This window comes from Cupriavidus basilensis (genome assembly GCF_000832305.1).
Classification (GTDB): Bacteria; Pseudomonadota; Gammaproteobacteria; order Burkholderiales; family Burkholderiaceae; genus Cupriavidus; species Cupriavidus basilensis_F.
In genome coordinates this window covers 2,156,755-2,183,418 of the sequence record NZ_CP010537.1, presented here as the reverse complement: position 1 = coordinate 2,183,418, position 26,664 = coordinate 2,156,755, and the positions used below count along the sequence as shown (strand labels likewise).

The 26,664-nt window shown below is 66.0% G+C and carries 28 protein-coding genes; 14 read left to right on the top strand and 14 right to left on the bottom strand.

Features of this window, described 5'->3' with window-relative positions; genetic code table 11:
* Window positions 1-13: 13 nt before the first annotated feature.
* From RR42_RS30350 to RR42_RS30330, 5 genes are read right to left on the bottom strand one after another with little or no spacing between them, the layout of a single operon-like run.
* A complete protein-coding gene (locus RR42_RS30350) occupies window positions 14-1,333 on the bottom strand; it encodes an ATP-binding protein (RefSeq protein WP_043355481.1) in 1,320 nt (439 codons plus the stop codon).
* Window positions 1,330-2,001, bottom strand: a complete 672-nt coding sequence (locus RR42_RS30345; protein ID WP_043355480.1) for a response regulator transcription factor — start codon at window positions 1,999-2,001, stop codon at window positions 1,330-1,332. Before RR42_RS30345 ends, RR42_RS30350 begins: the two co-directional genes overlap by 4 nt.
* A gap of 41 nt (window positions 2,002-2,042) precedes the next feature.
* Entirely contained in the window at window positions 2,043-2,840 is a 798-nt protein-coding gene (locus RR42_RS30340) for an ABC transporter permease (RefSeq protein WP_043355478.1), read from the bottom strand.
* Window positions 2,837-3,505 (bottom strand): ABC transporter ATP-binding protein, encoded by a 669-nt coding sequence (locus tag RR42_RS30335; protein ID WP_330218529.1) that lies wholly within the window; start codon window positions 3,503-3,505, stop codon window positions 2,837-2,839. Before RR42_RS30335 ends, RR42_RS30340 begins: the two co-directional genes overlap by 4 nt.
* Window positions 3,502-4,116, bottom strand: a complete 615-nt coding sequence (locus RR42_RS30330; protein WP_043355475.1) for a phosphatase PAP2 family protein — start codon at window positions 4,114-4,116, stop codon at window positions 3,502-3,504. The genes RR42_RS30335 and RR42_RS30330 overlap by 4 nt, the downstream gene beginning before the upstream one ends.
* 601 nt (window positions 4,117-4,717) lie before the next feature.
* On the opposite strand from RR42_RS30330, the gene msuE reads away from it, so the two are divergent.
* From msuE to RR42_RS30315, 3 genes are all read left to right on the top strand, one after another.
* The gene (msuE, locus tag RR42_RS30325; protein ID WP_043355473.1) at window positions 4,718-5,284 is read left to right on the top strand and encodes an FMN reductase; all 567 of its coding nucleotides are present in this window, start codon (window positions 4,718-4,720) and stop codon (window positions 5,282-5,284) included.
* Between the two features lie 91 nt (window positions 5,285-5,375).
* Complete coding sequence (locus RR42_RS30320) at window positions 5,376-6,353, top strand: HEAT repeat domain-containing protein (protein WP_043355470.1); 978 nt, start codon at window positions 5,376-5,378, stop codon at window positions 6,351-6,353.
* Window positions 6,322-6,753, top strand: a complete 432-nt coding sequence (locus RR42_RS30315) for a HEAT repeat domain-containing protein (protein WP_043355467.1) — start codon at window positions 6,322-6,324, stop codon at window positions 6,751-6,753. Before RR42_RS30320 ends, RR42_RS30315 begins: the two co-directional genes overlap by 32 nt.
* A gap of 63 nt (window positions 6,754-6,816) precedes the next feature.
* Here RR42_RS30315 and RR42_RS30310 read toward each other — a convergent pair whose 3' ends face one another.
* On the bottom strand, window positions 6,817-7,227 hold the full coding sequence (locus RR42_RS30310; protein WP_419188895.1) for a CBS domain-containing protein: 411 nt from the start codon (window positions 7,225-7,227) through the stop codon (window positions 6,817-6,819).
* 482 nt (window positions 7,228-7,709) lie between these two features.
* Between RR42_RS30310 and RR42_RS30305 the strand changes: the two genes are divergently transcribed.
* Window positions 7,710-8,039: a type II toxin-antitoxin system PrlF family antitoxin gene (locus RR42_RS30305; protein ID WP_043355466.1), complete on the top strand. Its 330-nt coding sequence runs from the start codon at window positions 7,710-7,712 to the stop codon at window positions 8,037-8,039.
* Window positions 8,036-8,551 carry a type II toxin-antitoxin system YhaV family toxin gene (locus RR42_RS30300; protein ID WP_043355464.1) on the top strand — a complete coding sequence of 172 codons (516 nt, stop codon included), beginning with the start codon at window positions 8,036-8,038 and terminating at the stop codon, window positions 8,549-8,551. The genes RR42_RS30305 and RR42_RS30300 overlap by 4 nt, the downstream gene beginning before the upstream one ends.
* A gap of 31 nt (window positions 8,552-8,582) precedes the next feature.
* On the opposite strand, the gene RR42_RS30295 is transcribed toward RR42_RS30300, so the two are convergent.
* The 8 genes from RR42_RS30295 to RR42_RS30265 form a co-directional block, all read right to left on the bottom strand.
* Window positions 8,583-8,879, bottom strand: a complete 297-nt coding sequence (locus RR42_RS30295) for a XapX domain-containing protein (protein WP_043355459.1) — start codon at window positions 8,877-8,879, stop codon at window positions 8,583-8,585.
* Between the two features lie 68 nt (window positions 8,880-8,947).
* The gene (locus tag RR42_RS30290) at window positions 8,948-9,388 is read right to left on the bottom strand and encodes a DoxX family protein (RefSeq protein ID WP_043355456.1); all 441 of its coding nucleotides are present in this window, start codon (window positions 9,386-9,388) and stop codon (window positions 8,948-8,950) included.
* A gap of 16 nt (window positions 9,389-9,404) precedes the next feature.
* Complete coding sequence (locus tag RR42_RS30285) at window positions 9,405-11,255, bottom strand: amidohydrolase (protein WP_043358220.1); 1,851 nt, start codon at window positions 11,253-11,255, stop codon at window positions 9,405-9,407.
* A 154-nt stretch (window positions 11,256-11,409) separates the two neighbouring features.
* Window positions 11,410-12,231, bottom strand: coding sequence for an alpha/beta fold hydrolase (locus tag RR42_RS30280; RefSeq protein ID WP_043358219.1), 822 nt, complete (start codon window positions 12,229-12,231; stop codon window positions 11,410-11,412).
* Between the two features lie 217 nt (window positions 12,232-12,448).
* Window positions 12,449-13,135 (bottom strand): hydrolase, encoded by a 687-nt coding sequence (locus RR42_RS30275; RefSeq protein WP_043355453.1) that lies wholly within the window; start codon window positions 13,133-13,135, stop codon window positions 12,449-12,451.
* Between the two features lie 536 nt (window positions 13,136-13,671).
* The gene (locus tag RR42_RS41845) at window positions 13,672-13,878 is read right to left on the bottom strand and encodes a helix-turn-helix domain-containing protein (protein ID WP_419188894.1); all 207 of its coding nucleotides are present in this window, start codon (window positions 13,876-13,878) and stop codon (window positions 13,672-13,674) included.
* 164 nt (window positions 13,879-14,042) lie between these two features.
* Window positions 14,043-15,362, bottom strand: a complete 1,320-nt coding sequence (locus RR42_RS30270; protein WP_236702078.1) for a type II toxin-antitoxin system HipA family toxin — start codon at window positions 15,360-15,362, stop codon at window positions 14,043-14,045.
* A gap of 4 nt (window positions 15,363-15,366) precedes the next feature.
* Window positions 15,367-15,753 (bottom strand): helix-turn-helix domain-containing protein, encoded by a 387-nt coding sequence (locus RR42_RS30265; RefSeq protein ID WP_236702077.1) that lies wholly within the window; start codon window positions 15,751-15,753, stop codon window positions 15,367-15,369.
* A 357-nt stretch (window positions 15,754-16,110) separates the two neighbouring features.
* Between RR42_RS30265 and RR42_RS30260 the strand changes: the two genes are divergently transcribed.
* The 9 genes from RR42_RS30260 to RR42_RS30225 all read left to right on the top strand — a co-directional run bounded on the left by RR42_RS30260 (window position 16,111) and on the right by RR42_RS30225 (window position 26,592).
* Window positions 16,111-16,608, top strand: a complete 498-nt coding sequence (locus RR42_RS30260; RefSeq protein WP_043355448.1) for a MarR family winged helix-turn-helix transcriptional regulator — start codon at window positions 16,111-16,113, stop codon at window positions 16,606-16,608.
* A 27-nt stretch (window positions 16,609-16,635) separates the two neighbouring features.
* Window positions 16,636-18,222 carry an ABC transporter substrate-binding protein gene (locus tag RR42_RS30255; protein ID WP_043355446.1) on the top strand — a complete coding sequence of 529 codons (1,587 nt, stop codon included), beginning with the start codon at window positions 16,636-16,638 and terminating at the stop codon, window positions 18,220-18,222.
* Between the two features lie 111 nt (window positions 18,223-18,333).
* On the top strand, window positions 18,334-19,275 hold the full coding sequence (locus RR42_RS30250; RefSeq protein WP_043355444.1) for an ABC transporter permease: 942 nt from the start codon (window positions 18,334-18,336) through the stop codon (window positions 19,273-19,275).
* 46 nt (window positions 19,276-19,321) lie between these two features.
* On the top strand, window positions 19,322-20,263 hold the full coding sequence (locus tag RR42_RS30245) for an ABC transporter permease (protein WP_043355442.1): 942 nt from the start codon (window positions 19,322-19,324) through the stop codon (window positions 20,261-20,263).
* 12 nt (window positions 20,264-20,275) lie between these two features.
* Window positions 20,276-21,910 (top strand): ABC transporter ATP-binding protein, encoded by a 1,635-nt coding sequence (locus tag RR42_RS30240; RefSeq protein WP_043358217.1) that lies wholly within the window; start codon window positions 20,276-20,278, stop codon window positions 21,908-21,910.
* A 25-nt stretch (window positions 21,911-21,935) separates the two neighbouring features.
* A complete protein-coding gene (locus tag RR42_RS41540) occupies window positions 21,936-22,058 on the top strand; it encodes a hypothetical protein (protein WP_269083402.1) in 123 nt (40 codons plus the stop codon).
* Between the two features lie 44 nt (window positions 22,059-22,102).
* Window positions 22,103-23,581 carry a M81 family metallopeptidase gene (locus RR42_RS30235; protein ID WP_043355439.1) on the top strand — a complete coding sequence of 493 codons (1,479 nt, stop codon included), beginning with the start codon at window positions 22,103-22,105 and terminating at the stop codon, window positions 23,579-23,581.
* 354 nt (window positions 23,582-23,935) lie between these two features.
* Window positions 23,936-25,291, top strand: a complete 1,356-nt coding sequence (locus tag RR42_RS30230) for a dihydroorotase (protein WP_043355437.1) — start codon at window positions 23,936-23,938, stop codon at window positions 25,289-25,291.
* 35 nt (window positions 25,292-25,326) lie between these two features.
* Window positions 25,327-26,592, top strand: coding sequence for a Zn-dependent hydrolase (locus RR42_RS30225; RefSeq protein ID WP_043355435.1), 1,266 nt, complete (start codon window positions 25,327-25,329; stop codon window positions 26,590-26,592).
* The last annotated feature ends 72 nt before the right edge of the window (window positions 26,593-26,664 follow it).

Below are 26,664 nucleotides of genomic sequence, written 5' to 3'. Positions count from 1 at the left end.
CCGGCGTTGTCTTTCACGCACCGTTTTGCGCCGGGAACACCACGGCCACCGTGAGCCCGCGGCCCGCCGGGCCATCCTCCAGCAACACCGTGGCGCCATGGCGCGCGGCGATGCTCTGCACGATCGCCAGGCCCAGTCCGCTGCCATGCGCGTCGCTGGCGGCGCCGCGATGAAAGCGGCGGAACACATTGTCACGCTCGGCCGGCGCAATGCCCGGGCCGGTGTCGCTCACGCCCAGCATGGGCGCGCCGTTGCGCCATTCGATGCGCAGGTCGACCCGGCCGCCCGGGCTGGTATAGCGGATCGCATTGTCGGCGAGGTTGCGCAGCAGGATGAAGAGATCGCCATCCACGCCGCGCACCCGGCATTCGGGCGCGCTCGCATCCAGGCCGAGGTCCACATCCTTGGCTTCGGCCATGGGCAGCAGCTCACGCACCACCTGCACCGCCACGTCGCGCAAGCGCACGTCGGCGAGCGGGGCCTGGGTGGCAGGGGCGCCGTCTTCGCTGCGTGCCAGCGTCAGCAACTGCGCTACCAGGTGCGTGGTGCGGTCCAGGCGCTCGCCCAGCTTGGCGAGCGCCAGTTTCTGCTTGTCTTCGCTGTCGGCGCGCAGGGCCAGCTGCAGCTGCAGCTTGAGCGCGGTGAGCGGCGTGCGCAGTTCGTGCGCGGCGTCGGCGACAAAGGCGCGCTGGGTGTCCATGGATTGCTGCAGGCGGGCCAGCAGGGCATTGAGGGCTTCCACCACCGGCACCAGTTCCGGCGGCCAGCCGTGCGCGTCCAGCGGCGCCAGGGTGTTTGCCGAGCGGCTGCCGACCGCGCGCGCGATCTCCTCGACCGGGCGCAGCGAGCGCCTGACCACCAGGTGGATCAGCAAGCCAAGCACTGGCACCAGCGCCAGGATGGGCAGCAGCGCGCCAAGCGACAGCGAGGCCGCCAGCTTGCGGCGAAACACCACCGATTGCGCGGCCTGCACGTAGCGATCCCCGGCGAGCACGCCGTAGATGCGCCATTCGCTGCCGTGCGCCTGCAGGTCATGAAAGCCGGGCAGGTCCGCGCGCGGCAGCGTGACCGGGTGCGAGGCGTAGATCTGGCGGCCCTGCACATCCCAGGCCTGCACCACGATCTCCTCGTCAAGTTCGCTGCCGTCCAGCGGCGGCGTGGCGTCGCGCTGCAGATGTGTCGGCAACATGCGCGCCGCTTGCTGCAGTTGCGCGTCGAAGACCTCGTTGGCTTCGCGGCGCACCTTGAAATAGGCGGCCGCGCCCGCCACCAGGGCGCATGCGAGCATGGCCCCGAGCAGGCCGGCCAGCAACTGGGCGCGGATCGTTCTCATGCCGGACCGCCCAGCTTGTAGCCGACACCGCGCACATTGCGGATAAAGTCGGCGCCAAGCTTCTTGCGCAGCGCATGGATATGGACTTCCACTGTATTGCTGCTGATTTCCTCGTTCATGTTGTAGACCGCCTCGCGCAGGCGCTCGTGGGTCACAACGTGGCCCGGCTGCTCCATCAAGGCCTGCAGCACCATGAACTCGCGCATCGACAGCGCCACGATCTCGCCGGTGCGGCGTACCTCGCGTGTGGCCGGGTCCAGGCGCACCGGGCCATGCGCCAGCTCGGTGCTGACGCGTCCGGCGCTACGGCGCAGCAGGGCCCGGATGCGCGCGAACAACTCATCGAGGTCAAACGGCTTGACCAGGTAATCGTCGGCGCCGGCATCCAGGCCGCGCACGCGGTCGGCGGTGGCGTCGCGCGCGGTCAGGATCAGCACCGGCAGTGCCAGCCCGCGGGCGCGCAGTTGCCGCAGCACCGCCTCGCCGGAGCGCCCGGGCAGGCCAAGGTCGAGCAGCACGGCGTCGTAGGTGCCGGGCGCATTGGCGGCTAGCGCGGCATCGGCGAGGCGGCCATCCCTGACCCAGTCGACCGCGTAGCCTTCGGCCCGCAGGCCTTCCTCTACGCTCTCGCCGATCATCGGGTCGTCTTCCACCAGCAGCAGGCGCATGGCATGGGTTCCTTGGTTGGTGATCAGTGGATGCCTTGGGTTCAACGGCGTTGCAGCCGGTCCAGGCGCAAGCGGTGGCGGTGGTCGGTCAGCCGCCGGACCGCCAGCGTGGCCGCCAGGATCACGCCCAGCATGCTGCCGCCGGCGAGCAGGAACATCAGCAGGATCTGGTACCGGGCCGCGGCGATCGGATCCATCCCGGCCAGGATCTGGCCAGTCATGATGCCCGGCATGGTGATGATGCCGGCCGCCGCCATGGTGTTCATGGTGGGCAGCATGCCGCTGCGCACCGCCTGGCGCACGATCACGCGCAGCGCCGCCTGGCGGTCGTCGCCCAGCGCCAGGCGCGCATCGATGGCCGCGCGCTGGTGCCAGACCGCGGTAAAGGCGCCGTTGAGCGCCAGGCTCGCGGCGTTCATCACATTGCCCAGGATGATGCCGGCCAGCGGGATCGCGTGGCGGGCGTCGTACCAGGGCGTCGGGCGCAAGGCCGTGGTCAGCGCCAGCACGGTTACCAGCAGCGTCGGCAGGCTCACGGCGGCGGCACCGATCAGCGCGTGCCAGGGCCCGGCCAGGCGGCGCTCCTGCCGGCTGCCCACCTCCCGGGCGGCTGCCGCGATCATGGCGGCTACGGTCAACGCGGTTACCAGCGGCGATGACAAGCCAAACACCGTGCGCAGCACCAGGCCGACCAGCAGCAGTTGCACCACCATGCGGCCGGCGGCCCAGAGCAGGCTGCGGTGCACGTCCAGCGACATCACCAGCGAGGCGCCCGCGCCGGCCAGCACCAGCAGGCTGGCCAGCGCCAGGTCATAGGCTGTGAGCGGGATCGGGCTCATGCCGGCACCGCTTCCAGCCCGGCGGCGCCGAGGCGATAGTGCCGGTCCTGCAGGCGTGCCGCCTGCGCGGGATTGTGCGAGACGATCAGCAGCCCTAGCCCCTGCGCCTTGCAGTCGTGCAGCAGCGCTTCGACGGCCAGCGTGGTCTCGGCGTCCAGCGCAGAGGTTGGTTCATCGAGCAGCAGGAAGCGCGGACGGCGCACCAGCGCGCGGATCAGCGCGAGGCGCTGGCGCTCGCCGGTGGACAGGCGGCTCACGGGCGCGCCCAGGATGTCCGCGGGCAGGCGCAGCCGCGCCAGCAGCGCCTGGGCGGCCGGCACGTCCGTCATATGTTCAAGCACGTCGTCGCCCCACCAGCCGGACTCGGCCGCCACGTAAATGACCTGGCGCCGCCAGGCCGGCCCGCTCATGCTCTCGCGCGGGGACTGGCCTAGCCGGACCTGCCCGCGATTGGGATCGAGATCGGCGATCATGCGCAATAGCAGGCTCTTGCCCGCGCCGGATGCGCCGGACAGGATCACGCAACTGCCGGGCGCGACGGTGAGGCTGAAGGGCCCGCGGCCAGCGCCTTCAAGGCCGTTGATGCCCAGGCTGGCGTCGGCATCGCGCATTGACGGCAGTGCGTCAGCGCTGGCGAGGTGGGGCATCGTGTCAGCCGTTGTCATGGGTTGAGCCATCCGCGTGCGATGGGGTAGGCCAGCAGGTGCCGGTAGAGTTGCTCCGCGCGCACCGTGACAGCGGCAAGCAGCGGGCGCGTGAGGGCAGACGTAGCCACGGCCGCGCAGCATGCTGCTATCGCAAATGCGCCGACGATGTCCAGTGGAAAGTGTACGCCGAGGAAGACGCGGGCCCAGCCCGTGAATGCCGCGGCTACCAGCAAGCCGGTCCCGCTCAGGCGTTGGGCCCTGCCGGGCGCGCGCAGCAGGACCAACGCCAGCGTGGCCAGCAGCGTGACGTGGTCGCTCGGGAAGGAGGGGTCGGCGGCATGTGCCAGGTAGGTATGCCCGATGCCCGCCATGAAGGGCCGCGGCATCGGCAGCAGCAGGCCGAGCAGGGTCGAGCAGAGCCCGCCCAGCGCCACGGCCGCCAGGGCGCTCGTCACCATCTGGCGCTCGCCCGGCCGCGCGCGCAGCCAGCCTGCGGCCAGCACCAGCGGCGCGCCTGCGATCAGCCCTTCGGCAAGGAAAGCGGCCACCCAGAGGCCGGCGCCAGACAGCCCGGCGGGGGCGTTCAGGCACTGGAACAGTGTGAGGTTCAGGGCAAGGAGCGTCGGCATCGGGAGCGTTGGATTCTGGCGATGCGACAAGGATAGGGCACAGCGGCTTAAGAAACGCTTAAGGCCGGCTGGCAGGCTGGCCGTGCCCGGTCCGCTCCATGCCGATGTCGTGGACCCGGGCTCGCGGACCCGGGCAAATATCCGGCAAGGCATGAACGAAGTGGGTCCCGCAAGCAGGGCCCCCTTCGCTTTGCATGCTTCGCCGCAGCGTTTTCAGGTTGGAGCCGGCACCCATCTTCGGCACCCTCTGTGGGGGCCGGGTGGGGATGCAAAGCCCGCATGCCTATATGCGTCTCGCGTGTCTATGCATAGACGAAATTCATCCTTCGACGGCCAATTCCATTGCGCTATCGTGAGGGACTTGTCAGCGCGTGCCCAAGACGGCTGCGGTGGCTACGCCCTCTCTCCACACTGTCGCACCAGCAATAGCAGATCGACAGTGTGCTCCGGGAGAGCGGCGCGGATCCGCGCCAGGAATGGCGCACAGGTAAAGAACTTGGCCATTCACGCGGGCTTGCTGCTTGCCTGACGCATGGCCGGCAATGAAATGCGCCCCGCGCGTGAAACCACAAACCATCGATATCGACAGGAGGTTCATCCCATGGCTACACCGCTGAAAGTGGTCGCCGTCAACGGCAGCGCGCAGCAGCCCTCGCGCACGCTCGCGCTCGTGCAGGCACTGCTCACGGAGCTGGATAGCCGGCTGCATTTGCAAAGCCATATCGTCAATCTCGGCGACATCGCGCGTCCGCTGGGCGCGGCGCTGTCGCGCGCGGAGCTGCCGGCCGAGATTGAAAACCAGCTGGTCGCCATCGAGTCCGCGGACCTGCTGGTGGTGGCCGCGCCGGTGTATCGCGGTTCTTATCCCGGCCACTTCAAGCACCTTTTCGACCTGGTGGGGCAGCAAGCGCTGGTGGACAAGCCGGTGCTGCTGGGGGCGACGGGCGGCAGCGACCGCCACGCGCTGGTGCTGGAGCATCAGTTGCGGCCGCTGTTCGGCTTCCTGCAGGCGCTCACGCTGCCCATCGGCGTGTATGGCAGCCCGGGGGATTTCCACAATTACCAGGTCAGCAGCGCCGCGCTGGCCGAACGCATCCGCCTGGCCGCGGATCGTTGCGCGCCGCTGTTCGAGGCCAGCCGCAAATTGCCGCTGCAGCGCGCGGCTTGAAGGGGAGAACCGCGGCGCTGAATGTCTTCTGGGTTCTTCCCACGCACGGCACAGGAAGTGGCCGCACGGATCAAGGATCGTGATAGACATCATGATAGATATCAAGGAAATCCGGCGCATTGACTGCGCGTCCGATGCGCTGTTCAACGGGCGGCGACTGCGCGCGTTGCCGGTTGCGGAGAACGACACGAGGAAAGCTCCGGAGGCCGGCACATGCGTGATGATGCGCGCGAAAGCGGCCCTGGCTGGCAATCGAGATGCCGCTGCTGACGATCGGGCCGGCGAAGAGGGGCGTGCGCCGGGCGAAATCGAAGACCTGATCGCGTTCTTGAGGGCGCAGCCCCCTGACGAACGGCGCGGTGCGAACGTCAGCCTCACCGATCCGGGGACGGCCGATGCGTTTGTTGCGCCGTTGCTGGCCGCGGCGCGGGACGAAGACCCGTACATCCGCGCCAGCGCGATCCATGCGCTCGGGCACTACGACATGGCGACGCATGCGCAAGCGGCGCAGGCCGTGCATCGGGCGTTGGCGGGCGACCGCGATGCGTCGATCCGGGCGGCCGCGGCTTCGGCCCTGGCGAGCCAGTCGCCGGAGGCCATCCCGGCGCTCATGGTTGCGCCAAACGACGAGGTGGCTGGCGTGCGGCTGCAGGCCGTGATCGCCCTGGGTTCGATGCAGGTGCATCAAGCCATCGACACCCTCGCCGACCGCATCTTCAGCGATCCGGACGAAGAAGTCCGAAATTACGCGGTCAATGCGCTGGGCGAGATGCGGCATGCGGGCGCCACGCAACATCTGATCGACTCGCTCGGCAGCCTCCCGTGGGCGGCGCATCCCGACACCAAGGCCACGCTGCAAAGCCTCTGCCGTGCGCTGAGCGATGCCGAGCCGAACGTCAGGCGCAGCGTCTGCGGCGCGCTCGCCAGCTTGCGCGATGCGCGGGCCGTCCCGTTTTTTGCCGGTGCGCTGAGCGACGGCGACGAGGAGGCTTGGTGCAAGATCATCGAGGCCATCAGCCGCATCGACGCGAAGCACCATGCCGCTGCTGCTTGGACTGCTGGGGGATGACGACGATGCGGTGCGTGGCGAGGCGGCGTTGGCGCTGGCGGCCATCGGTGACGATGAGGCGGTTCCGCCATTGGCGTCGCGGCTCAAGCGTGAGCTTTCGCCGGATGTCCGGCGCCGCATCGTCTGGGCGCTGAGCTTCTTCACGCCCGGCAAGGTGCTGCCGCTGCTGACGGGCAGCTTTGGCGACAGCGATCCCCATGTGCGGCAGCAGGCTGTCCTGGCGCTGGCCGAGATCTGCGTTGTGTCCGGACTGCGCGATCTGCTATCGGCGCTGCCAAAACGGCGCGAGGATGTGAGGCAAGCGCTGGAGGAGGCGATCGAGGCACTCGAAAGCGGCGCGATGCCCGACGAGGGTGGCGGATCCCGTCGCGTCGGCATCGGAACGGTGCATTACGCGTAGCAGCCGTACTGCAAGGAGGAGGACAGTACTTCCCGCCCGGATATCTCGGATGCCATGCCCTTCCTATGCGGCGCTATCCGGCGGCGTGGAACTTGCCGCCAACGATCGCAGGATGTCCCGCCAACTCACGATGCCAACCGGCCGAAACTGCTCGTCGACGACGGGAATGCACGAGACCTGGTGGGCGAGAAATAGTGCAATGGCATCGGCAATCCCGGCCTCCGGGCGCAGCGTTACCGGCTTGCGCGTCATGATCTGGTGCACGCGCTTCTTGAGGGTATTGACGTCCCTGGCCGACTCTACCGTGCTGCCTATAAACGGGCTCATCGCGCGCAGCAGATCGCGGTCCGATACAACACCATGCAGCTTCCCGTCCTCGACGACGAGCAGGTGATGGAACTTCGCCTCGTCGAAGATGTTCTTGATCGTTTCCAACGTGTCGTCGAACACGACGGTGACGAGCTTTTTGGACATGATGCTATCAATACTCACTACTAGCTCCATGTTTGTCTTTTCCTATGGTCGTAAGCGATCCGCATGCGCGTGCGTGCGCCTGGCCGGTCACAGACCCAAGCCGTGATCTTCTCTATCGACCACCCGGGGGAAAACTTGACCCTGCATTCGTTTGCATCGCTGACCGCCTCCATCCGCGCCTGCGCCGGCACGCGCTGGACCTGCTGACATGGTCTGCAGCCGCCGCGTGCTGGCAGCCTCGCATCCGTCCCGACCAGGCGCCGAGGCTTGTGGATTGTGGAATGTGGGCCCATTTCGGCCGCCGTTCTGGTGGCCCCTCATGGAGAAAAGTGAAGAAAACGCCATCGAGATGTGGTTGGTAGGACGTCTCCATCCGGGCTTGGGGGCAGGATGACACACGTCGGAGGCAATGCACTTGCATTGACGCGGTAAGGCAATCGCATTACCGTGCAGGGCATCCACTCCTTTGACCTGAGAGCCCCATGGCTGCCACCCTTGAAGTCGAATCCACGCTGACCGACCGCTATCAGACCACCGTGCCGGAAACCGTGCGCCGCGCCCTGCGGCTGGGCAAGCGCGACAAGATCCACTACACGATCCGCCCCGGCGGCGAAGTCGTGCTGACGCGCGCCGAGGCCCCCGAGGGGGACGATCCGGTGCTGGGCAACTTCCTGAGTTTCCTGGTCCGCGACATCGCCAGCCATCCAGAGCGCCTGCAGGCCGTCGATGCCAGTTTCGTGCGGCGCATCCAGTCGCTGGTCGGTGGCATCGAAGTGGATCTTGATGCCGCCCTTTCGGCTGACGATGAATGAGCGCGAGTCAGCCTGCGCCTTTGATCATCAACGGTTGGACTGTTTTCGCCCATCCGCTGTTTCTCGCTCAACTTGAGGGGCTGACCCGACAAGTCGAAGCGCTCAAGCAAAGAGACCCAACCGGCTACGTGAAGAAGAACGCCAGCAAACGGCTGGCGGCGATCACCAGGCTGGCGTTCGAGGTGATCGCGCAGGACCCGGCACGGCCGGAATACCGGCAGCGCGGCACTCTCGGCGACGATCACAAACATTGGTTCCGGGCCAAGTTCTTTCAACAGTACCGGCTGTTCTTTCGCTACCACGCGCAAAGCAGGGTAATCGTATTTGCCTGGGTCAACGATGAAGACACCAAGCGCGCCTGCGAGAGCAGCGACGACGCCTACCGCGTATTCCGCAAGATGCTGGAAAGCGGCCACCCTCCAGACGACTGGAATCAGCTACTGGCCGAGGCGCGCGCGGAAGACCTGCGCTTGCAGCGGATGGCTGCGGGAGCAGCGCAGGTACAGCCTTGAATCGCCGGAAGGCTTGGCTTGTGAGGCGGGCTCAGCGCGAATCAGTGGTGCCGCGCGGCGCTGGTGGTATGCCGTCGCGGGCCGCGACCAAGGTTGCCGGCGGCGGTGTGCCGGTGATCTTGGGTACGCACTCGGCGTGGAACCAGGCGGCGGTGACGGGCTCGCCTGCCAGCATGCGCTTGATCGGCGGCACGACCTGCTCGCCGATCAGCATGCCGAGCAGCCCGATCAACGCGACCACGGGCGGAGCGGGCGAGCGGACCTGCAGCAGGGCGTAGATGATGCCGACGAGGATGCCGGCGCCAAGCGAAACGATATAGAGCTTCATCGCATTTCCAATATTCTGAGTTCAGTGTGGGTTGCGGATCTCGCGGCATGGGCGGGCCATGGCCAGCTTCAAGCTGCTTTCCCGGCCGCGCGGCGGGCGAGGTCTTCCCATGCCACCAGCACGAAGCCGCCGGCCAGGCCGACATGCTCGAAGAAGGCGTTGGCCAGCATGAACTGCTCGGCTGGCGGCGCCGCCCAGAAGCGGTTGGCCAGCAGGGTCGCCAGCAGCGTGAAGACCGCCAGCGCCAGTGCGCCGAGCCAGCGGTAGAAGCCGCACAGGATCATCAGCGACGCGCCCAGCTCCAGCGCGATCACCGCGGCTGCCAGCGGCGCCGCCGGCGCGAGGCCAAAGTGCTGCATCTCGCCGATGGCGCCGGCGAAGTTCATGACCTTGACCAGGCCGCCTTGCAGGTAGGCGGCGCACAGCGCCAGCAGTGCAAGCCAGCGCAGCCATGCCGGCGGACGCACGGCGCCGGCGGCCGGCGCGAAGGCGGAAGCGGGACGGTTCATGACGATGCTCCCCGGCTCAGAAGGCCCAGCACGAACAGCCCAGCGCGCCCCAGAAGGTACTCTCGTCCGAGGCCGGCACCTCAGCGGTCCATGCCTTCGCGTGCCCATGGCCGTGCAGTCCGCAGGCCGTGGCGCAGCAGGAGGCCGTCACCGCGAGCGGGCGTGCCTGGTAACGGCTGCCGTGGCGCGCCGGTGACCAGTCGGGCATCGCCGGCGGCAGTGCCGGTGCGAGCTTGTCGAAGTCGCCGTCGCCATACACCACCTTGCCACCCAGCACCGTCATCACCGAGGTGATGTCCTGGATCTCGTCTCCGGGCACGCTGAAGTAGTCGGCGGACAGCACCGCCAGGTCGGCCAGCTGGCCGGCCTGGATCTGGCCCTTCTTGCCCTCCTCGGAGGAGAACCAGGTATTGGCTTCGGTCCACAGCCGCAGCGCCGTTTCGCGGTCGAGCAGGTTCGCTTGCGGATACATCGACAGCCCACCCACGGTCTTGCCGGTAGTCAGCCAGTACAGCGACACCCACGGGTTGTACGAGGCCACGCGCGTGGCATCGGTGCCGGCACCGACCTTGACGCCGCGCTCGAGCATGCGCTTGATCGGCGGCGTGGCCTCGGCCGCGCGCGCGCCGTAGCGCTCGACGAAATACTCGCCCTGGTAGGCCATGCGGTGTTGCACGGCGATGCCGCCGCCCAGCGCCGCGATGCGGTCGATGTTGCGGTCGGTGATGGTCTCCGCGTGGTCGAAGAACCAGTGCAAGCCATCGAAGGGCACATCCTTCGCTACCTTCTCGTAGACGTCCAGCGCGCGGGAGATGGTCTCGTTGTAGGTGGCGTGCAGGCGCCAGGGCCAGCGGTTCTCCGCCAGCAGGCGGATCACCGGCTCCAGGTCGCCTTCCATCGACGGTGGCATGTCGGGCCGCTCGACGCGGAAGTCCTCGAAGTCGGCGGCGCTGTAGACCAGCATCTCGCCGGCGCCGTTGTGGCGGTACAGGTCGTCACCCTGGCCAGGCTTGATCTGCTTGGACCAGCCGCTGAAATCGCTGAGCTCGTCCTTGGGCTTTTGCGTGAACAGGTTGTAGGCCAGGCGCACCGTGAGCTGGCCGTCCTTGTGCAGCTCCTCGATGATGTGGTAGTCCTCCGGGTAGTTCTGGTAGCCGCCGCCAGCGTCGATGACGCCGGTCACGCCAAGACGGTTCACCTCGCGCATGAAATGGCGCGTGGAGTTCTTCTGGTATTCGGGCGGCAGCTTGGGGCCCTTGGCCAGCGTGGCGTAGAGGATGGTGGCGTTTGGCTTGGCGAGCAGCAAGCCGGTGGGATTTCCCGCCTTGTCGTGCACGATCTCGCCGCCCGGCGGGTTCGGCGTGTCCTTGGTATAGCCCACGGCGCGCAGGGCGGCGCCGTTGAGGATGGCGCGGTCGTACAGGTGCAGGATGAACACCGGCGTGTCCGGCGCCGCCGCGTTCAGCTCCTCGATGGTCGGCAGGCGCTTTTCGGCGAACTGATGCTCGGTGAAGCCGCCGACCACGCGTACCCACTGCGGCGCGGGCGTGCGCGCCACCTGGTCCTTGAGCATGCGCATGGCATCGGCCAGCGAGCGCACGCCATCCCAGCGCAGCTCCATGTTGTAGTTCAGCCCGCCGCGAATGATGTGCATGTGGCTGTCGATCAGCCCGGGAATGGCGCGGCGGCCTTGCAGGTCGACCACCTTGGTGGCGGCGCCGGCCAGTTGCATGATCTCGTGCCGGGTGCCGACGGCGATGAACTTGCCGTCGCTGATGGCTACGGCTTCGGCCTGCGGATTGGCGCGGTCGAGCGTGGCGAACTTGCCGTTGACGAGGATGAGCTCGGGCGTGCTGGTTTGGGTCATGGCGAAACTCCGGCTGGCGGCTGCCGCGCCGAGCGCGGCGGCGCCGGCAATGAACTGTCGGCGGGTCAGTGAGGCAAAAGGCGAGGAGGACAGGGAGGCATCGGATGCGCACAGGCCGTCCCGGCCTGTCTGCTGGTCGCGGGACGGCATGTTATCAGGCCGAGAGGAAGGCCAGCAGGTCGGCGTTGACCTTGTCGGCTTGCACCACGCACATGCCATGCGAGGCGCCCGGGTAGACCTTCAGCGTGGCGTTCTTGACGATCTTGGCGCTGAGCTTGGCCGCATCGTCGATCGGCACGATCTGGTCGTCATCGCCGTGCAGGATCAGCGTGGGCACGTCGATCTTCTTCAGGTCCTCGGTGTAGTCGACTTCCGAGAACTCCTTGATGCACAGGTACTGGCCCAGGATGCTGCCGGTCATGCCCTGCGCCCAGAACGCATCGATGGTGCCTTGCGAGACCTTGGCGCCGGGACGGTTGAAGCCGAAGAAGGGCACCGCCAGATCCTTGAAGAACTGCGAGCGGTTTTCAGCCGTGCTCTTGCGGATGCCGTCGAACACGTCCATCGGCAGGCCGCCGGGGTTGGACGGGGTCTTGACCATGATCGGCGGCACCGCGCCGATCAGCACGGCCTTGGACACGCGCTTGGTGCCATGGCGCCCGATGTAGTGGGCCACCTCGCCACCGCCGGTGGAGTGGCCGACCAGCGCCGCGCCCTTCAGGTCCAGGGCTTCGATCAGCGCGGCCAGGTCGTCGGCATAGGTGTCCATGTCGTTGCCCTTGGCGGGCTGGTCGGAGCGGCCATGGCCACGGCGGTCATGCGCGATCACGCGAAAGCCGTGCTGCACCAGGAACAGCATCTGCGCGTCCCAGGCGTCGGCGTTCAACGGCCAGCCGTGCGAGAACACGACCGGGCGGCCGGTGCCCCAGTCCTTGTAGTAGATCCGGGTGCCATCCTTGGTAGTGATGGTGTTCATGCTGCTTGCTCCGGTATGGTGGGGTGCGGCGTGGCCCTGCGGCTTGCCGGCGGCAACGGCGGCGGTGCTGCCCAGGGCCGCGAGGGCGGCGGCGCCGGCCGTGCTGGCGCCGGATACCAGCAACTCGCGCCGCGATGGGTTCAGGGCTATGCCTTGCTGATTGGATTGCGCGCTCATGCTTGTCTGCCCGAGAGATAAGGGTGGTGTTGTGGGCGAATCAGCGTGCCGGCACCGGCGCGAGCGAGGCGTGCGGCGTGGCGGTACGTTGCTCGGCCTTGTGCACCATGGTGTAGGCGTAGTCCACGCCCATGCCGTAGGCGCCCGAGTGTTCCTTGGCCACCTTCATCACGGCGTCATAGGTGTCGCGGTGGGCCCAGTCGCGCTGCCATTCGAGCAGCACCTGCTGCCAGGTCACCGGCACCACGCCGGCCTGCACCATGCGCTGCATGGCGTAGTCGTGCGCTTCCTTGGTGGTGCCGCCGGAGGCGTCGGCCACCATGTAGATCTCGTAGTCGCCTTCGAGCATGGCGCACAGGGCAAAGGTGGTGTTGCAGACCTCCGTCCACAGGCCGGCGACGATGACCTTCTTGCGGCCGTTGGCGGCCAGCGCGTCGCGCACCTTCTGGTCGTCCCATGAGTTCATCGAGGTGCGTTCCAGCGTCTGCTGGCCGGGGAATACGTCCAGCAACTCGGGATAGGTGAAGCCGGAGAAGGATTCGCTTTCCACCGTGGTGATGGTGGTGGGGATGTTGAAGATCTTGGCGGCCTTGGCCAGTCCGACCACGTTGTTCTTCAACACCTGGCGGTCCATCGACTGCACGCCGAAGGCCATCTGCGGCTGCTGGTCGATGAAGATCAGCTGGCTGTTTTGCGGGGTCAGTACTTCGAGCTTGGCGTTGGTCATGATTTCTTCCTGAAGTTGGGTTGGCGGGATCGTGCCGGCATGGCGCGGCACAGGCGACGGCCGATCCCCGGTCGGGTGCGGCGCGGGAGTGTGGCGGATCTCTGCACAAGCACCTCGAACAAAGGTTAAGGCTGCATGATGCTCGTCGCCATTGTCTTTTCGTATTAGTCAACCGCTGTCGGGGCGTACATGGGCATGGTGAGCGCCGCTCATGCGCGGATCAACGGCCCGAGTCCGGGAATCCAGCGGAATTCCTGTCCTTTGACGCCGATAAGGCCAGGACCCGGAGAAGCGACGTGCGCGGCGCCGATCCAAACGCCGACCTGCGCTGCGCTGCGTCTGCGTTTGAGGCCCGGCCAGGCCAGGCAGCCTGGCCAATACCGGATTGCCAGGAGGATCAGCGTAAGGCTAGGCGCGGGGGAAGGGGGCGTCTATTGCCCTTTGGTATGAGGCGATCATACCGGCGAGCTGTCGCATCGCCATGGGCCGGCGGCGGCGGTAAAGGCTTGCGGCCTGCCAGTTTTGTGTTGGCGCTCTCACCTTACGTCGAAGTCTTTTGCCATTTGGGCCCGGCCCAGGTGCGGACGCCCGGCTTCGGTCAGACCGAGGCGATGCGTGGCTCGCCGCAGTAGCTGCCGCCCCGGGCGCGATTCCATGCGGGCGATTGCGCGACTCAGTACGGAAGGTGTGTCTTGCGCAACAAACCGGACACAGGGCGGAGGAATGATGAGGAATAGGCGCAACCGTGAAAACCGGCGACGGTGAATGGAGGATGCTGCGCTACGCGCGGCGCGACATCTTGATCGATTGGCCGTTCGGCGGACGTCAGCAGTGTCGGCGTGAGTTGCGCCGATCTCTCGTGCACGGTCTCGACCCTGGTCCCCGAGGAATGGTTGCGCTTGCGCGCTCAGAGTTTAAACAGGCGCAGGCGTCCGGCGCGCGCCTCAATCTCCTTCGGTGCCACTTTCCAGAGTCGTCCCAGCGCCGCCCAGCCGCTGAACACATCGACGGTGCGCTCGATCACTGCCTTGGGGCCGGTCACATCGAATTTCTTGCCGAAACCGATGAGGTCGTCCACGGTGAAATTGTCTGCCTTGCCACCGATGGTCATCTGGTGCTGCAGCGTGTAACCCGTGCCTGCGGAGAACGTCAGGTCATAGGCCGGTGACAGGCTCCATTCGCCGGTGGGTGACATCAGGAAAGCGAAGTTCTTCACGTGGTCGTCCTGGTTGCGCCCCACGACATTGAAGATCATCCGGCGGTAAGCTTCCTCAATCGCTGCATGGGGCATCTGGAAGGCCCGGATCCGGCGGAAGTACTGGTCATAGCTGTAGGCGCGCGGGATGTTGTAGTCGATGTGCGTGAGGCCGGCCAGGCTGTGCATATGCACTCGGCCACCGTCTTCGCTGCGATCGAATCGCTTGGTCAGGAAGTGGAATCTGCCGTTGTCCTCTTCGATGAAGTCGACCGGCGCCATGTCGATGCCGAGTTCTTTCGCCAGGAGAGCGTAGGTATATTCAACCCGGTTGAAAGGCTGGGCGTGATGGTCATTCGGGTTGGCTGACTCGACGCCGCCGAACTTGATCAGCCAGCTTTCCTCGCCCTTGCGCGGTTTGACGAACGCGGAACGGATCTGCTTGTCCCGACGGTTCCAGAGAATCAGCGCCTTGGCCCGCGCGCCGCCCGCGCTTGCGCCAATCCGCATCAGTTCCTGGATCGCGCCATCCTGTTCGCCGGCCACGAGCTTGCGCGCGGCCTCCACCAGTGCGCCAACCTCAAGGGCTTCGCTCTCGCCTGCCGTCGCCCGCCGGTCGATCCTGGGCCGGAACTCGAGCGCCCCCATTGCGCGGTCGCCGATATAAAGCAGGCGCTGAACCGGACTCATCGCCTTGTCAGGCTCGCCTCGGTCCTCGAAATACTTCTTGATGATCAGGTTGCCGAAGGTGTCCGGCAGCGCGTCCGCCAGGACGCCAGGCAGACCCAGAAACGCGTTGACCCGCCGCAGTTCGGGAAATTCGAACGTGCCAGACTGGGGTGGCAGGAACTCCGGGGAAATGCTCGGCCCCCCGGTGCCCAGGTACTCCAGGTCATAGTTGAAGCCGATCCGGCCGCTATCGAACTCAGTGACGACACCCACGGCCTGACCGCGCATGAGGACATGGGCGCTGGCGATAACGCCTTGTACCGGACGGGCGCGCTGCGGCGAGCGCGACTTTCTTTGCGTCACCAAACTAGCGCTCCTTGGGCTTATAGGCGCGCTTGCGGACTTCGCCTCGCGCAGACAGCGCTTCGCTTGATGGCAAGGTATCCGGGAAGGCTGCGTCCAGGCTGCCGATCATGCTCAGCGCTCGCAACACCTTTACCAGCGTGGATACGCGCACATCCCGTCCGGCCTCCAGGTCGCCCAGGGCGGTCCGGCCGATGCCGGCGCGCTTCGCCAGGTCTTCGATCGTGAAGTTGCGTTCTATGCGCTTGGAGCGCAGGCGGACCCCGATTTCAGCGGCAATTTCATCACCTGTCGATGTGCTTCGAATAGCAGGCATAACGTATTTAATATTGTCATTGCGCCTGTAAAGGCGGTTATTTTGTACGGTAGTACAATCAGGGTGATATGTCAAGACACGCGCCGATAAGCTTGCTATAGCGGGCGTATTGTGCCTGAGACGACATAACTACCGGAATAGAAGGCGTAACGATGCAATAAGCGGTGTGGTGTAGGCCCCGCCGCATGGGGCTATCGCACCGATGCGACTCTAGGCTTCGCACGCGCAGGCAAATGTCTCGCGCCTGACGGAGCCGATAGTCAGCAGGGCATCAAGACGTAGCAGGTGGTTTCCCCGCTCAGACCACACGATGCGGCAGGCCTGCTGCGAGAGGCCAGATACGCCCATGCGTAGGTATTTGTACTTGGTTGCAACGAGCATCTATTGCAACGAGAATCGTTTGTCAATATCTACTGATTTTTGAAGCCTGATATGCCAGCCTCGGATCATCCCATCCTCGAGTACCTGTCGTTCCGCCTCGATCGCCTGAGCGAGTTGAGCAAAGCGGCGGGTTCGCAATATTACGAGAACGAATTCGGCGTCACGGTGCGGGATCTGCGCGTGCTGCGGCTGGTTGCGCTGGAGCCAGGCCTGACCCTGGGCCGGCTCATCGAGCTTTCCTTGCTAGAGAAGACGCTGGTGTCGAAGCTCGTCAGTGCACTGGTGCGGCAAGGGCTGCTGAGGCGGCAGATCGGCGAAGTCGATGCCCGGCAGATAAATCTGTTCCTGAGCGCCGAGGGCGAGAGCATGGTCAAGCGCACCTACGAGCGCGGCAACACGCTCGAAAAGGATTTTCTTGCGACGCTGACCGAGGCCGAGCTCAAGATTTTCAATCGCTGCATCGACAAGTTGACGGATACGCTGGAGCGCCGCGCGAAGAATGCCGGCAGCGACGATCCGGGCAGCGCCAAGCCCAAGCGGGCCGCATAGATTCTTCATTCCCGCGGAGGGATATCCATGCTCTATCAATCGTTCAGGGGGTGGGCGGCCGCCTTGCTGATCGCAGCCGCCGCCGGCACCGCCGGCACCGCGGGCGCGCAAGCGCCGGTCAGCACACTGCGCACGGTGCCGACATCGGATCTCAAGGTGCTCGACCCGATCTGGACCACGGCCACTATTTCGCAGAATCATGGCTACATGATCTATGACACGCTGTTCGGGCTGGACGCGCAAGGCAAGGTGCAGCCGCAGATGGTGGACAAGTTCACTGTCGGCAAGGACAACCGGACCTGGAATTTCACGCTCCGTCCGGGCTTGGCGTTCCACGACGGCAAGCCGGTGACGGGAGACGATGTTGTCGCTTCCCTCTCGCGATGGGCCAAGCGCGATGCGCTCGGCCAGCGTATGTTCGCCGCGCTGGAAGCGATCGAGGCGGTTCCTCCCAACGGCTTCCGGCTTGTCTTTCGCCAGCCGTTCCCGCTGGTGCTGGATGCCCTTGCCAAGCCGAACACCAGCGCGCCGTTCATCATGCCCAAGCGGGTGGCCGAGACGCCGGCCGACAAGCAGATCGACGACTACACCGGGTCCGGCCCCTTCATCTTCAAAAAGGATGAATTCCGTCCTGGCGAGAAGGTGGTTTATGTCAGGAACGCGCAATACCGCCCGCGCTCGGAACCCCCGTCGGGCACGGCCGGAGGCAAGCGGGTCTATGTGGACCGTGTCGAATGGGTCATCCTCAAGGACGAGCAGACGCAGGTCAACGCGCTGCTCAGCGGCGAGGTGGACATGCTCGAACTGTTGCCGTCCGGGCAGTATGACGCGCTACGCAAGAATGCTGCGATAGCGCTGCTGAAGCTGGCTGGCGGCATGGCAACCCTGCACCTGAACCATCTCGTTGCGCCGTTCAACGATCCGCGCATCGCGCGGGCGGCATTGCTTGCCATCAACCAGGACGCGATGATGCGCGCGCAATGGCTTCACCGCGAACTCTATAGCACCTGCGTCTCGATCTACCCCTGCGGCACGATGTATGCCAGCCAGAATGCCGGCGGCTTCACCGGCAAGCCGCAGTTCGAGAAGGCCAGGCAGTTGCTCAAGGAGGCGGGCTACAACGGCAAGCCGGTGGTGTTGCTCTATCCATCCGACCTCGCCTCTCTCAACAAGTATCCCGTCGTCTATGCGCAGTTGCTAAAGCAGGCCGGATTCAACGTGGATCTGCAGACCATGGACTGGTCCACCCTGATCACGCGCCGGGCGAAGAAGGATGCGCCCGACAAGGGCGGATGGAATGCCTTCATCAGCGTGTGGCCGGATGCCACGCTACTCAACCCGATGTTCATGTCCTTCCTCACGGGGAACGGCGAGAAGGGGTGGTTTGGCTGGGCCACCGACAACAAGCTGGAGGAACTGAAGTCGGCGTTCTCTGGCAGTGCCGATCCGGCTGAGCGAAAGCGCCTGGCCGAAGAGATCCAGTTGCGCGTCTACGAGACCGGGTTGATGGCGCCGATTGGCAAGGGCTGGCTGACAACGGCGGTGCGCAAGGGCGTAGTGGACGGCGTGGTGCCTGCGCCGGCGTTCGTGTACTGGAACATCCGCAAGCACTGAGCGGACAGCCTCGACAGCACGCCGCGCAGCCCGGCGCGACTCCCTCCATGACTTCGTCCCGAACGGCACCCGTTCGTCGGGTGCCCCTGCGAACAATGTTCTGAGTTGACCATGGCCTTCTTCGTGTTGCGTCGCTTGATCGCGACCTTGCCCGTCCTCGTGATCGTGGCTTTCATTGTCTTCCTGATGTTGAGGCTGACGCCGGGAGACCCTGCCGCGGCGATCGTCGGCGACGCCGGCACGGCTGCCGACATCGCACGAATCCGGCTGCAACTCGGGCTGGACCAGTCGCTCGCCCACCAGTTCCTGGCCTGGGCGGCCCGCCTTGTCCACGGCGACCTGGGTGAATCGTTCTACCTGAAGCGCAGCGTCAGCGAGCTGATCGCGCAGCGGCTCGAGCCGACGGTGGCGCTCGCGGGGGTGACGATCACGCTGGCGGTACTGATCGCGGTGCCGCTCGGGGTGCTTGCCGCGTGGCGGCATGGTGGCTGGCTGGACCGGTGCCTGATGAGTTTTTCGGTCCTCGGTTTTTCGATTCCGGTGTTCGTGGTCGGCTATCTGATGATCTGGGGTTTTTCGCTCAAGCTCGGCTGGCTGCCGGTGCAGGGATACGCACGCCTCTCCGAGGGCCTGGGCGCCTGGCTGCGTCAGCTGGTGGTGCCCGCCGTGACGCTGTCAATCGTCGACATCGCGCTGATAGCGCGCGTCACGCGTGCCGCGGTTGCCGAAGCGCTGACCGAGGATCACGTGCGCACGGCGCGTGCCAAAGGCATCCCCGAGTATCGGGTGCTGATCCGGCATGCATTGGCCAATGCGGCGGTGCCCATTGTCACGGTGATCGGCGTGGGCGTCGCGCTGCTAGTCGGCGGCGTGGTCATCACCGAGACGGTGTTCGCCATTCCAGGCCTGGGCGCATTGACCGTGGAAGCCATCCTGTCGCGCGACTATCCGGTAATCCAGGGTGTGACGCTGTTTTTCTCCTTCGTCTACGTGCTGGTCAATCTCCTGGTCGATCTCAGCTACATCTTTTTCGATCCGCGTATTCGCTATTGAACATCGCTATTGAGCTATTGAGCTATTGAGCAGTTGAGGTTCCGACATGTCCACCGATTTCCTCTCAAGCAGCCTCCCGGCCCTGCGGGCGTCCGGGCCGGCGCGCCGTCCCTCCTTGTGGCGCCTGGCGTTGTGCAATACCAGTGTGCGCCTCGGCTTGGGCGCCCTGATCCTGTTGGCGCTCCTCGCGGCCGGCGCGCCATGGCTTTACACCATCGATCCCACGTCCATGGATCCGGCCGCCGCCAATCTGGCGCCGCTCACGCATGGCGAGTTCCTCAGCCTTAGCGCCGCCGAACCGATCCAGCGCTGGTTCCTGTTCGGCACCGACAGCCTGGGCCGGGACGTCTGGAGCCGCGTCCTGTACGGGACACGCGTTTCGCTGGCCGTAGGCGGTGCGGTTGCGGTGTTGTCGCTGTGCCTGGGGCTGGCGATCGGGGCGTTCTGCGGCTATTTCAGGCGCGTCGACGGGTTGGTGATGCGCGTGATGGACGGCATGATGGCCATTCCGGGCACCCTGTTCGCCATCGTTCTGGTGGCTTTGTGGCGACCGAGCCTGATGACGGTGATCTTCGCCATCACCGTGCCCGAGATACCCCGCGTCGCGCGACTGGTGCGATCGGTGGTGCTGACGGTACGCGAAGAGCCGTACGTGGAGGCTGCCATCGCGCTCGACAGCACGGTGCCTGCCCTGATGTTCCGCCATATCCTGCCTAATGCCATCGGGCCCTTGATCGTGCAAGGCACGTACGTTTGCGCCGCCGCCATGCTGGTGGAGGCCGGCATGTCGTTTCTTGGCATCGGATTGCCGCCGGAGATCCCGACCTGGGGAAACATCATGGCCGAGGGCCGGTCGCAGTTCAACAGCTATCCCCATACCGTATTGCTGCCGGGCCTGTTCCTCGCGGCAAGCGTGCTGGCCGTCAATATGCTGGGCGATGGGCTGCGCGACACCCTAGACCCTAAATTCAGCAAGCGCGGGAGGTAAAGGATGCAGGCCATGGAACGGACGACAGTGACGGGTACCGGACCGGTACTGGCGGTGCGGGACCTCTGGGTCACGCTGCCGGCCGGCAGTGACCGGCCGCTGGCGGTGCGGCACATCAGCTTCGAGGTGGCGCCGGGCCGCATCATGTGCCTGCTCGGTGAATCCGGTTCCGGCAAGTCAGTGATCGCCCAGGCGGTCATGGGGCTGCTGCCGCCCACGCTCAAGCCATGCGCGGGACGCATCGAGCTTCTGGGCGAGAACTTGCTTGAAGCCAGCACGCGGCGCCTGCGCGCGCTACGCGGGGTTGCCATGGCGATGGTGTTCCAGGAGCCGATGACGGCACTCAACCCGGTGATGACCTGCGGCGCGCAGGTGGACGAGGTACTGGCCTGGCATACCGATCTGCGGCCGGCAGAGCGCCGCGCGCGCATCCTGGAGATCTTCGCGCGCACGCGGCTGCCCGAGCCTGAGCGGATCTACAGCGCATATCCGCATCAGTTGTCCGGCGGACAGCGCCAGCGGATCGTGATCGCGATCGCGATGATTCTCAGGCCGGCGCTGCTGATCTGCGATGAGCCGACCACCGCGCTGGATGTCACGACCCAGGCCGAAATCCTCAAGCTGATCCGCGAATTGCAGGCCGAGAGCGGCACCGCCGTGCTGTTCATCACCCACGATTTCGGCGTGGTCGCGGAGATTGCGGACGATGTCGCGGTACTCCAGCTGGGAGAGCTGATCGAGCAGGGCCCGAAGGAAGCCGTGCTGCGCCGCCCGCAGGAGCCTTACACGAAGATGCTGCTCGGCGCGGTTCCCCGGTTGCGCCCTGCCGGTCGGCCGGAAGTCAAGGCGGCGGCGCCGCTGCTCAAGGCGAGCGGCCTTGCCAAAACCTATGTGACGGGAAACTGGCCCGCCAGGCGCGGGATCGTGCAGGCGGTGCAGGATGTCGCGCTGGCGGTGCACGCCGGCGAGACGGTGGGCATCGTCGGCGAATCGGGATCGGGAAAATCGACGGTGGCACGCTGCATCGCGCGGCTGATCGAGCCGTCCGCCGGCGAGATCTGGGCGCAGGGGCGCTCCATGGCCAAAGCGGCGAAACGCGACATATCCGCCTTCCGGCGCACGGTCCAGGTGGTGTTCCAGGATCCCTACCGTTCCTTGAACCCGCGCCAGACGGTGGGCGCATCGATCGTGGAAGGCCCGCTGAACTTCGGCGTGCCGGCGCGCCAGGCCTGGGCCCGCGCGGAGGAGCTCATGCACCTGGTACGCCTGAACCCGGATGCGCTGCAGCGCTATCCCAGCGAGTTTTCGGGCGGGCAGCGCCAGCGCATCTGCATTGCGCGCGCGCTCGCCTGCGACCCCGAGGTGCTGATCGCGGACGAGGCCGTGTCCGCGCTTGATGTTTCCGTGCAGGCCCAGATCATCGCGCTGCTCAACGACATCCAGCAGCGGCTGAAGCTCGGCATTCTGTTCATTACGCACGACCTGCGCGTCGCCAGCCAGATTTGCGACCGCGTGATCGTCATGCGCCAAGGGCGCATCGTCGAGCAGGGAAGCGCCCGCGATATTTTCCTTTCGCCCAGGCAGCCGTACACGCAAGCCCTGCTTGCGGCCGCGCCGGGCCAGGACTACGAATTCGGTGCCGGCTGATGCACCTTCACCCAGCAACGACACCATGACAACCGTGACGACCGCACTCAATGAACTGAGTGCCACGACGATGCTCGACCTCTACGCCAGCAAGGCACTATCGCCAGTGGAGGTGACGCAAGCCGTTCTGGCGCGCACGGAAACCTGAGCGCGTCGCGTGACGCTGAAATCGACCCAACCGAAGGAGCAAAGATGCGGCTGCTGCTTGCCTCGTTCAAACACGAGACCAACACGTTTTCACCGGTTCCCACGCCGTTCCAGCGTTTTTTTCGCGACGGTGCGGTCCTTGGCGGCGCCGAGGCGATCGCCGCGCGGCGTGGCACAGGCACCGCGATGGGCGGCTTTATCGAAGTGGCGCAACGCCTTGGCGCCCACATGGTGGTGCCGGTGGTGGCCGAAGCATCTCCAAGCGGCCCGGTCGATCCGCAGGCCTACGAGCGCATCTGCGGGCTGATCGTGCAGGCGGCGGCCAGCGAGGCATTCGACGGCATCCTGCTGGACTTGCACGGCGCCATGGTGACGCCCGATTACGAGGACGGGGAGGGCGAACTGCTGCGGCGCCTGCGAGACGTGCAGCCGGATACGCCGATCGGCGTCACGCTGGACATGCACGCCAACCTGTATCCGGAGATGATCTCCCGCGTCACCGTGCTGACCGGATATCACACTTACCCGCACGTCGACATGGCAGCCGCCGGCAAGCGCGCCGCGGAACTGTTGTGCCGCGCCATCCAGGGGGAAATCCGTCCGGTATTGGCATGGGATAACCGTCCCATGCTCCCGCATGTGATGCGCCAGGGCACGCACGCCGAGCCCAATCGCTCCTTGCAGGCATCGTGCATCGCGCTCGAACAGGCGGGTTGCGGCATTCTCGCCGCCTCAATGTTCACCGGATTTCCCCACGCCGATGTCCGCAATGCGGGCCTGTCCGCGGTCATCTGCGCCGATGCGGACGGCGTCGGCGCCTGGCAGGCCTGCCAGGCGCTGCTGGGCCAGGCATGGGAGCAGCGCTCCCGTTTTCTCTATCATGGCGCGCCGCTGGCCGAAACCGTCGCCCGCGCCAATGCGGCCGAAGGCAGCCCGGTAGTGCTGCTGGACCACTGCGACAATGTGGCGTCGGGCGGCACGATGGATACCACCGCGGTTCTCCGGGAGGTGCTTCGGCAAGAACTCACGGACGCCGTCTTCTATGCGATTCACGATCCCCTTGCTGTCGAAGAGGCGATTCTGGCCGGCATCGGCAACGAGGTCTCGCTTGCGCTTGGCGGGCGGACCGCCCTGCAGGCAACGGGGGATCGCAATGAGCCCATCCGGCTCACCGCGCGCGTGCGTCTTATCAGCGATGGGCGTTTCCATCTGCGCGGCCCCATGAATGCGGGCGTGGAGGTGAGCACCGGCAAGACGGTTGTGCTGGACACCGGTACGATCCAGGTCGTCGTGGTCTCCTCGCACATGGAACCCTTCGATCTCAGCTGCTTCCAGGCACTCGGCATCGATCCCGCGCGCAAGAAGTTCCTGGTGATGAAGAGCCGCGTTCACTGGCGCGCCGGCTTTGGCGACCTGGCGGCGCATGTCTTCGAGTGCGACAGCATTGGCGTGACGACTTCCGATTTCGGCAAGCTGACTTTCGAGAACGTGCGGCGGCCGATCTATCCCCTTGACGACATCTAGGGTGGCAGGCAGGCCAGCCTGACTCGCCGCGGCGTCCGGCAGCGGCGGTCGACCGAGGGCAGGGCAGCCGGGACTGCGCATCGGCCGGCCTCCAAAGCGAACTCGCGCGACGTCGCGATAGCGCTGCACAGCAGCCACCTATTCACCCACCTCCATGACTGCCCCAAGCGGGTTCACATCCTTGCCCGAGCATGCCCGGATTTCGGTCCGCGTGGAAGATGCCCGCACGGCCCGGAGGCAGACGCTCAAGTCATAACATTTGCTCAACGCCTTCACACATATTGGCATAGGACGTGCTGGCATATCGCTCACTACACTACCGGGATCTAAACAGCACGAACCGACAGGAGTGTCATGGGCGATTTTGATCTGGTGGTACGAGGCAGACTTGTGGAAGCGCACGGCGTGGTGGACGATGGCTGGCTGGCGGTACGCGAGGGGAGGGTTGCGGCACGCGGCACCGGTGCGGCGCCGGCTGCGCGCGATACGGTGGATGCGCGTGGTCAATGGGTCTTGCCCGGGGTCATCGATGGACAGGTCCACTCGGGCAGCCAACGCGACCAGGAAGGTCTGGGCTGGGCATCCCGCGCGGCCGCCGCCGGTGGCGTGACGGTGATGGTCGACATGCCCTACGACGACCCCGAGCCGGTCGCGGCGCGCGCCCAACTGGACGCCAAGATCGCACAAGCCGAGCGGGACTGCCATGTGGACGTGGCCCTGTTTGGCACGTTGAATGCCACCCACGGCCTGCAGGCCGCCGCCGGGCTGATCGAGGGCGGCGTCTGCGCCTTCAAGTTTTCGACCTTCGAGGCCACGCCCGGGCGTTTCCCCCGCGTCGCGGAAGATGATCTCTATGAGGCCTTCCGCCTGATCGCGCCAACGGGGTTGGCCTGCGGTGTCCACAATCAGATGCAGGAGCTGACGCGCAAGAACATCGCCCGCATGACCGAAGCGGGCGACACCGGCTGGGATGCCTTCCTGCGTGCCCACACGCCGTTGATCGAGAACCTGGCAACCGGCATCATCTATGAGATCGGCGCGCAAACCGGCGCGCGCGCGCATGCCGTCCATGTGTCCACGTCGCGCGGCTTCGAGCTGTGCAATATGTACCGCCGCGCGGGCCACCACGCCAGCATCGAAACGTGCGTGCAATACCTCATGCTGAACCACGAGGAGCATACGCGCCGCTTCGGCGCCAGGACCAAGCACTATCCGCCGATTCGGCCCAAAGCCGAGGTGGACTTGTTGTGGACGCACATCGCGCGTGACGAGTGCACCTTCGTCTCTTCGGACCACGTCAGCTGGGGGCTGGAGCGCAAGCAGGATCCCAATGTGTTCAAGAATGCGTCTGGCGGGCCGGGTCTGGAAACGTTGCTGCCCGCCTTCTGGACCGGCTGCGAAGAGCATGGCATCACGCCGGCCATGGTGGCCAGGCAGCTCTGCCGGAACCCCGCGCGCCACTTCCTGCTGGACGACCGGAAGGGCTCGCTGGCGGTTGGCTACGATGCCGATATCGTGATCCTTGCCCCCGAGCGCCATGCCTTCGATCCCTCCGGCAGCCTGTCGGCCGTGCAATGGAGTGCGTTCGAAGGCCGCGAGTTCAGCGTGCGCGTGGCCGGCACCTGGTGCCGCGGCCAACAGGTCTACGACGGCAAGCGCATCGTCAACAACCCGGGCGATGGCCGTTTCCTGCGCCCCTACGCGGCTTGAGCCCGCATCGCCTGTCACTACGCATATTGGAATCCATGTCGAATACTCTCCCTCCCTTGAATGCCGAGCGCCTGTGGGCGCGGGTCGAAACGCTGTCGCGCATGACGCAGCCCGAGGTTCCCTGGACCCGCCGGGCTTTTTCGCCGATGTTTGCGCAAGCGCGCGCCTGGCTGCGCCAGGAGTTCGAAGCCGCTGGCCTGGCGGTGCATCAGGACGCCGGCGGCAACCTCGTGGGCCGGCGCGCCGGGCGCGATCCGCAGCGCAAGCCGATTGTCACGGGGTCGCATTGCGACACGGTGGTCGGCGGTGGGCGCTTTGACGGCATCATCGGCGTGCTGGCTGGCATCGAGGTCGCGCATGCGATGCACGAGCATGGCGTCACGCTGGCGCACCCATTCGAGGTAATCGACTTCCTGTCGGAAGAACCCAGCGACTACGGCATCTCCTGCGTGGGCAGCCGCGCGCTGTCGGGCCAGCTTCCTGCGGATATGTTGTCGGCCAGCGATGCGAAAGGGGAAACGCTCGCCGAAGGCATACGCCGTATCGGTGGCGACCCGGCGGCGCTGGGCGCGCCCCTGCGCGGCGCCGGCGGCACCGCGGCATTCGTGGAACTGCACATCGAGCAAGGGCCGGTGCTGGAAACCCGCAAGCTGCCGATCGGCGTGGTGACCAACATCGTGGGCATTCGCCGCGCGCTGATCACGGTCAAGGGCCAGCCTGACCACGCCGGCACCACACCGATGGACATCCGGCGCGATGCGCTGGTCGGTGCCGCGCGCATCATCGATGCCGCCCACCGTCACGCCAGTGCGCTCAGTGGAAATCCGCACTACGTCGTTGCCACCATCGGCCGCATCGCGATGACGCCGAATGTGCCCAATGCCGTGCCGGGCCACGTGGAACTGATGCTGGAGCTTCGCAGCGACAGCGAGCAGGTGCTGGGCAGTTTCCCCGAGGCGCTCATGGCTGGCGTGGCGCCCGACATCGCCGCGCTGCGGCTCAGCGTGGATATGTCGCCGGTCAGCCGGGCGCGGCCCACCGACTGCTCGCCAGTGGTCATGGATGCGGTGGAAGCTGCCGCCAACCGGCTCGGCTATGCCTCGATGCGCTTGCCAAGCGGTGCGGGCCACGACGCGGTGTATATGGCACCCACGGGCCCGATCGGCATGATCTTCATTCCTTGCCTGAATGGCCGCAGCCATTGCCCGGAAGAATGGATCGACCCCTCGCAGCTGCTCGATGGCACACGCGTGCTGTATCAGTCCGTGCTGGAACTGGACACGGTACTCACTCGCGCCTGACGTGTCTGATGCAGTGCCTGATGCGTGCCGGCATCCTGTGGATGCCGGCACGCAAGCTTCGCTGCCAGCAAT

Coding starts and splice junctions, on each gene's coding strand:
- RR42_RS30280 (WP_043358219.1), bottom strand. CDS start 12,231: ATGAACACCATCACTACCAAGGATGGCACCCGGATCTACTACAAGGAC.
- RR42_RS30330 (WP_043355475.1), bottom strand. CDS start 4,116: ATGCCGACGCTCCTTGCCCTGAACCTCACACTGTTCCAGTGCCTGAAC.
- RR42_RS30310 (WP_419188895.1), bottom strand. CDS start 7,227: ATGTCCAAAAAGCTCGTCACCGTCGTGTTCGACGACACGTTGGAAACG.
- RR42_RS30245 (WP_043355442.1), top strand. CDS start 19,322: ATGTCCACCGATTTCCTCTCAAGCAGCCTCCCGGCCCTGCGGGCGTCC.
- RR42_RS30240 (WP_043358217.1), top strand. CDS start 20,276: ATGGAACGGACGACAGTGACGGGTACCGGACCGGTACTGGCGGTGCGG.
- RR42_RS30230 (WP_043355437.1), top strand. CDS start 23,936: ATGGGCGATTTTGATCTGGTGGTACGAGGCAGACTTGTGGAAGCGCAC.
- RR42_RS30320 (WP_043355470.1), top strand. CDS start 5,376: ATGATAGATATCAAGGAAATCCGGCGCATTGACTGCGCGTCCGATGCG.
- RR42_RS30315 (WP_043355467.1), top strand. CDS start 6,322: ATGCCGCTGCTGCTTGGACTGCTGGGGGATGACGACGATGCGGTGCGT.
- RR42_RS30340 (WP_043355478.1), bottom strand. CDS start 2,840: ATGAGCCCGATCCCGCTCACAGCCTATGACCTGGCGCTGGCCAGCCTG.
- RR42_RS30235 (WP_043355439.1), top strand. CDS start 22,103: ATGCGGCTGCTGCTTGCCTCGTTCAAACACGAGACCAACACGTTTTCA.
- RR42_RS30345 (WP_043355480.1), bottom strand. CDS start 2,001: ATGCGCCTGCTGCTGGTGGAAGACGACCCGATGATCGGCGAGAGCGTA.
- RR42_RS41540 (WP_269083402.1), top strand. CDS start 21,936: ATGACAACCGTGACGACCGCACTCAATGAACTGAGTGCCACGACGATG.
- RR42_RS30295 (WP_043355459.1), bottom strand. CDS start 8,879: ATGAAGCTCTATATCGTTTCGCTTGGCGCCGGCATCCTCGTCGGCATC.
- RR42_RS30305 (WP_043355466.1), top strand. CDS start 7,710: ATGGCTGCCACCCTTGAAGTCGAATCCACGCTGACCGACCGCTATCAG.
- RR42_RS30250 (WP_043355444.1), top strand. CDS start 18,334: ATGGCCTTCTTCGTGTTGCGTCGCTTGATCGCGACCTTGCCCGTCCTC.
- RR42_RS30255 (WP_043355446.1), top strand. CDS start 16,636: ATGCTCTATCAATCGTTCAGGGGGTGGGCGGCCGCCTTGCTGATCGCA.
- RR42_RS30275 (WP_043355453.1), bottom strand. CDS start 13,135: ATGACCAACGCCAAGCTCGAAGTACTGACCCCGCAAAACAGCCAGCTG.
- RR42_RS30335 (WP_330218529.1), bottom strand. CDS start 3,505: ATGACAACGGCTGACACGATGCCCCACCTCGCCAGCGCTGACGCACTG.
- RR42_RS30285 (WP_043358220.1), bottom strand. CDS start 11,255: ATGACCCAAACCAGCACGCCCGAGCTCATCCTCGTCAACGGCAAGTTC.
- RR42_RS30290 (WP_043355456.1), bottom strand. CDS start 9,388: ATGAACCGTCCCGCTTCCGCCTTCGCGCCGGCCGCCGGCGCCGTGCGT.
- RR42_RS30300 (WP_043355464.1), top strand. CDS start 8,036: ATGAGCGCGAGTCAGCCTGCGCCTTTGATCATCAACGGTTGGACTGTT.
- RR42_RS30260 (WP_043355448.1), top strand. CDS start 16,111: ATGCCAGCCTCGGATCATCCCATCCTCGAGTACCTGTCGTTCCGCCTC.
- RR42_RS30225 (WP_043355435.1), top strand. CDS start 25,327: ATGTCGAATACTCTCCCTCCCTTGAATGCCGAGCGCCTGTGGGCGCGG.
- RR42_RS30350 (WP_043355481.1), bottom strand. CDS start 1,333: ATGAGAACGATCCGCGCCCAGTTGCTGGCCGGCCTGCTCGGGGCCATG.
- msuE (WP_043355473.1), top strand. CDS start 4,718: ATGGCTACACCGCTGAAAGTGGTCGCCGTCAACGGCAGCGCGCAGCAG.